We start from the raw sequence: 5,230 nt of genomic DNA, 5'->3' as shown, positions 1-5,230 counted from the left end.
CGCGAGATGGATTTACGGGACGCCGGGCACACGAGCCGAGTCCTCGCAATGCACCGAGGAGTCAAGTGGGCGGCGCGCCGGGACAAGAATGCCGGGTCGGGGTCGGCGTGCGGCTGAAGCCGGGTGTCGGAACGGGCCAGACGATCCAGATGCACGCGGGCATCGGCTGGGCGGTTCTTGCGGGACGCCGGGCAAGGGGAATGTTGGGGTGGTTGGTTGGCTGTCCAGTCCAGACAATCGGCGCTTGCCGGATTGGCTGGGAAGTTCGGGTGGGACTGGGGCTTGGGGTGGCAATAGATTAGAAAACGACGGCGGGTCGACGCGAATTGCGCACGCGAGCCGACGGCGGGTCAGACCAATGCTTTCCCGGAACAGCCAGCACGAAGCTGGGCGGACTCTCGCGCCAACGGGGCGCCGGACGGGCACGCGAACTGCCAGATGGATGAGCACGCGAACGGAGGGTCGGTCGTCCGAACGGAACGCCGGGGCGTGGATTGTACAATCCAGAGAACGGAACGACGGGACAACCGTCGCAGCCGTCAGCCGGGAGACTGCAACGGGCAGTAAGCGATGTTCCGGCGCGGCGCTCGCGGAGTGTCGGCACCGATGGGACGACCAGTTGGGCGGATGGACTGGCCGGACGGCGGGCGACGGAAAGAGCGGCCGCCCCCGCGAACGGACGGCACCACGGAGATCGCCCCGCGAGTCGACGGCACCGTGGAGCGAGACGGCACAGCCCAGCAGATCGGCGATACGACCAGCCCAGCACCGCAACGGCGAGAGGACTAGGACGGACAAGTCGGACGGAACGACGCGACAACGGCGAGTCGGCGCGAGCCGACGGCAGCGCAGCACCGAACCGAAGGGACAATGCGCCAACGGAAACTCCGACCGCGACAGCGGCCAGCGTTGCGTACCGGGAAGACAGGCACCCAGCACGCGCCGCCCCAACGGAACGGCGGACGACCGAGTGGGAAAACCCGCGCCACCGGCATGTCGCAAGCGCGGTGTCCCGGCGCGCGCCATCAGCGGCGAGTCGGATCAGCGGAACCGGCAGTACGGCCAGCGTGCCGAATCAACCGAAACCCACGCAGGTCGGCAGACCGGTGGTTAGCTTTGCTGCCGCGGCAACCAGCCTGGACTCGGGCGAAGTGAAGCCGGCAGTAAGTAAAGGGACATCCAGCTTTCGCCAGACTCTTAACTGAACCAGCGGTGGAATCCTTGGGACGACTGCCCGGGCCGCTTGGCACGGGCAGTCGTCGCGAAACATCGCAGCACTCCGCACCAGCACACCTGTGTCACTCCAACCGCTGCCCGGTACACCCACCGTCGCTCGCACTCCCGGAGCGGCCAGCCCATACGAATGCAACGGACCGACACCCCAGAACATTCCGCTCGCGGTCAGCCCGCCGTCCAACCAGCCGGCCGTTCTCACGAAACATCCCGCTTACAGCCGACCGGTTTTTCAAGCGGAACGACCCGTTCTGAAGCGAGTTGCACGAGCGTCAAGATCGACCGGCTCCACTCTCTCTCGGATCGCTCCGTTCGCGGGGCGGCAGCTAGCGAGTCCGTCCAGAAGGGGCGATGGCAATTGCTGCGCAGCGGCGGAAAACAGATTGGGTGGTCACGGGGCAACAACGCGGAGCTGGCGGCTGAAGGGTCTTTGGACGCACCGCGGTTGGCGCGCCGGTTCCAAGGCCAGCTAGCCTGCCAGATGAAACTACCTGCTAAGTCCCGTCAAGTCAAAAGGGGTCTTTCCAGGTAAAGAAGCTCCCGCTGAAGGTGCGAAACGACCCGGCCAGCAGAAGCTTTCAGAAGATGTCCGGCTGTCACCACGACCAAACTGGGGGAGCAGCGTGCCAGCTTTCAAAAGCACCACCCATTTTAGATGTTGCCGCGACGTCCACGGCTCTGTCGCAGCGCAAGTTCTCGGTGAGGGGATTGTACTTCCGATGCTTCAGCAGGCACTCGACGCACTCCGCACTCCCGGATAGGGCAGCGCGGTGTAGCGCCGCAGTCCGGAGCGTGAAGTCAATCACATTCGGCTCTGCGCCGAAGCTCAGAAGCAGAGCCACGCATGCCCGGCTCCCTTGGATCGCTGCGACCATGAGCGGAGTTGTCCCGTCGTGTCGACACAAACTCGGCTTCGCACACGGCCGCAACAGATTCAACATTGCAGCCTCGTAACCCCGAGACGGCGCAACATGGAGCGGACGGACGCCGCCTTTGAAGGAGCAGTTCAACTCAGCTCAGATAGGGAGGTAAAGCGAAATTCCTGCGCGGGGCTGTGTTGCCAGCGTGCTAATGAGTCCCGTGTCCGCCGGTCTAGGTTTGGTCGTCATCATTATCGTCTATGTCGTCGGCCTCATCGATAAGCGTCACGGTTTCAATAAATTCCGGCTTGGTGGTGTCGCCACCCTTGGCCCCACGTCGCTTGGTTTTCTTCACCCTCGTCTCGGGAGGGTTTTCGCGGAGCCACCGAGCGCGTTCTTCTCGGGTGGATTTGAGCGCAACGTTGTGCTCCATCATTCGAATTGTTACGTCGAAAATCGCGTCAGCGTTCTTCGACATCAACAACCGCGAGTGCAGTCGATATAAACGCAGCATCTCGACTGCGCGCTTTCGAACCTTTAGCAAAAAGTCAAGATCGCTCAGGCATTCAACTACACGATGGTGGTGCTCGAGGAAGTCTCCATTGAACTTGGCTTTGAGCGACAGGTGGGTATTTTTAACGTCTTTATACGACCATATCCCGGTCGTTTTTTGACGTCTCCACTCAACAATTCTCGGCATCCTTAGAACCGATTTTTTCATCGTTCGCCATTCGATGCGAATTGCTCCCGTGTGCAGCGGCTGTGCAAATTCAAGCACTCCGTCAATCCAATCGATTTGATTGTCGATGGTTTTAATGAAGTCGACCATTTCCTTCGTCACCTCGTCAACGGCTGCCCTTAGGACGACATCGGGCAAATCGGTTTCTGGTGAGTAGGTTTCCTCATTAAGTGCGTAATGTGCTTCCTTGGTAGTAGCTTTCCTCATAGATGTCTTCGTAGCTAGCCTAGCCCGAGCATAAGGGGTGACATGCCACAAACGCAAGCGCTAAACGTTTCAAATGCCGACGGCTAACTAGTAAGAGATCCTCGGCATATTGCTTTATTGGCAACCGTGCGACGAAGGCGTCCGAAATGTTATTGCAATTTATAAACGCACAATTGAAAACTGGCATGTATACTTTGCAGTTATGAATTTTAACAAAAAGTTAACTGCGTATTTTACATAATACAAATTATGCGAATAAGTGCTGTAGCGCCCGTTTTAAAATGTCCAAATATAGCCAAGAGCCCGCCAACGTAAAAGCATCTTCGATTTCCGACTAAAGCTGTGAGGAGAAACGCAAACTTCAGCTTTTAAGTTTCTGGACCAAATGTTTCATGGAACGAACACCCGCTGCAATATAGAACACGCCATTACGTGGATCGGCGCCGCACGTAAGAAGATTTCTCGATGACAAGAAGGTAAAGATGTTTGAAGGCAGTAAAGCGAGAAATACGCGCGCAGACAAGATTGCAGCGCTCAAAGGTAAATCTCATTGGGGCAAGGCGGTAAGAGTATTGGATAAGAGTAAAGAGTGAAAAAGTACAGTGTGAGCCAACAGCATTACCTTCACCGAGGCGTATCAGCATCGGCTTCGGCTGCGGCGGCCTGTTTGTGAGAGTTTTCGGCGATCGGTCTACCAGGAACTACAACTGCATAATAACTACCTGATTTTTTAGGGTTTTAAAATCACACTCTTTTCTGACGTAATGTCTATTTGTGAGAACTTTCGGCGTAGAGAAGAAATCGGCGATTTCCACGGTAACTCAATTGCGGTGTAGCCATTGTTTATGAACGTTGGCTAGGTGCCGCGACGCCGATCTGGAATGAAAGCACCGAGCCAATTCCCCAATACATAAATTTGCAATGTATTCGTATGCAAGCCTCGGAAAGACTACACCTTGCCAGCATGGGGACTAGATCGAGTGCATGCCGCGTGAATGAACGCATAAGTCCTTTATGCATTCGTATGCAGGAAGTTTCGAACACTTATGACATTACTAATATAATGTCGAATAAAGCCATTGCTTTAATGCCGTTCGCGTCCGACAAAGCCTTCTTGAATTTCTCCCCATGGAGGTTCGGTTCGTTAGTCCGATCAGGACAAGCATTTTGGTAGCGAGTGGCGCCGAACTCCCGCAGGTGCGAGCTCCATGACGAGCGAGGCAACAGTAAATAATCGGACTCCCGCTGTTTTCGCGTTTCCAGCTCTGGTGAAAAAAGCGCAGAGTATTGTTCGCTGCCCGGTGATGCGCCCTTTCCTGCTGAAGCAGCAAGAGCATTTCCCCGCGCCCCTAAACCAGCAACGATTTTCGCGTTTGCGCCGTCGCCGTTTATTGAATTTGCGATCTTGCTGACTCAGGGCTTGCAGGCTATACCTTCGATTGTGAGTTCATACTCCTCGTACTTCACAATAGGTTACAGGAGTTACCAATGTATTAGCTCCCATGACGGAAAAGCCAAGTGCCGAGTACAGGAAGTGTGCGCCCTTGCTCTAATCCAGAGCCTTAAACGCCGTTGCTTCAATCTCGATCAGCCAGTCTGAATTCAGTAGTGATTTAACAACGACCATTGTGGACGCCGGCCTGTTGTTGCCCAAGTACTTCGACCTGATTTCCGCTAGCCTGACCGCGTCGGCCGGGTCAGTCAAGTATGTCACGACCTTGATCAGGTTCGAGACATCCATGCTGGCAACCCGCAGGATCTCCACAATATTCTTCCAGGCCGTGTCCGCTTGTTCGGCAAAGCCGCGTGCCAGGCGACCGTCTTCGCGGATGCCGATCTGACCCGAGATATTCAGTGTCCGACCCTGCCCTGTGCTCAGGATTGCCTGACTATAGGCGCCGAGCGGCGCAGATATCGTTTCCGGATTGATGGTTTGAACAGTCATGATTTCCTCACCTTTGTCAGTAACAACGTCAATATCGATTCACGCCGTAACCATGGCATGCACTTTTTGAAAGAACGTGGCGTTCTCATCCGACAAGTCATCGAGTACGTCCATGTGGTCGCGCGAAGGAACCGTGAAGCGCTCGATGCGTCGTTCTTTCGTCGCGAACGCTTGCGCATAAGCGTCGGACTGGCGGTGGAATTCGGCGGACTCCTTGCCGCCGCACACGACGAGCTGTGGCGCGAA

General features: G+C 56.2%; 3 protein-coding genes and 1 pseudogene. All 4 read right to left on the bottom strand.

Annotation, left to right across the window (positions count from 1 at the left end):
• Positions 1 to 1,829: 1,829 nt before the first annotated feature.
• Positions 1,830 to 2,243 carry an ankyrin repeat domain-containing protein gene (locus AYR66_RS30550; protein ID WP_088707017.1) on the bottom strand — a complete coding sequence of 138 codons (414 nt, stop codon included), beginning with the start codon at positions 2,241 to 2,243 and terminating at the stop codon, positions 1,830 to 1,832.
• Positions 2,244 to 2,325: 82 nt separating this feature from the next.
• The gene (locus tag AYR66_RS07665) at positions 2,326 to 3,039 is read right to left on the bottom strand and encodes a hypothetical protein (protein WP_088707016.1); all 714 of its coding nucleotides are present in this window, start codon (positions 3,037 to 3,039) and stop codon (positions 2,326 to 2,328) included.
• A gap of 1,549 nt (positions 3,040 to 4,588) precedes the next feature.
• The gene (locus AYR66_RS07660; protein ID WP_088707015.1) at positions 4,589 to 4,984 is read right to left on the bottom strand and encodes a RidA family protein; all 396 of its coding nucleotides are present in this window, start codon (positions 4,982 to 4,984) and stop codon (positions 4,589 to 4,591) included.
• 39 nt (positions 4,985 to 5,023) lie between these two features.
• Positions 5,024 to 5,230, bottom strand: a pseudogene (locus AYR66_RS29430) (hypothetical protein); the annotation flags it as partial.

This window comes from Noviherbaspirillum denitrificans (assembly GCF_002211445.1).
GTDB lineage: Bacteria > Pseudomonadota > Gammaproteobacteria > Burkholderiales > Burkholderiaceae_D > Noviherbaspirillum > Noviherbaspirillum denitrificans.
Note: the sequence above shows the minus strand (reverse complement) of the source record. Positions and strands in the feature narration are given on the sequence as shown.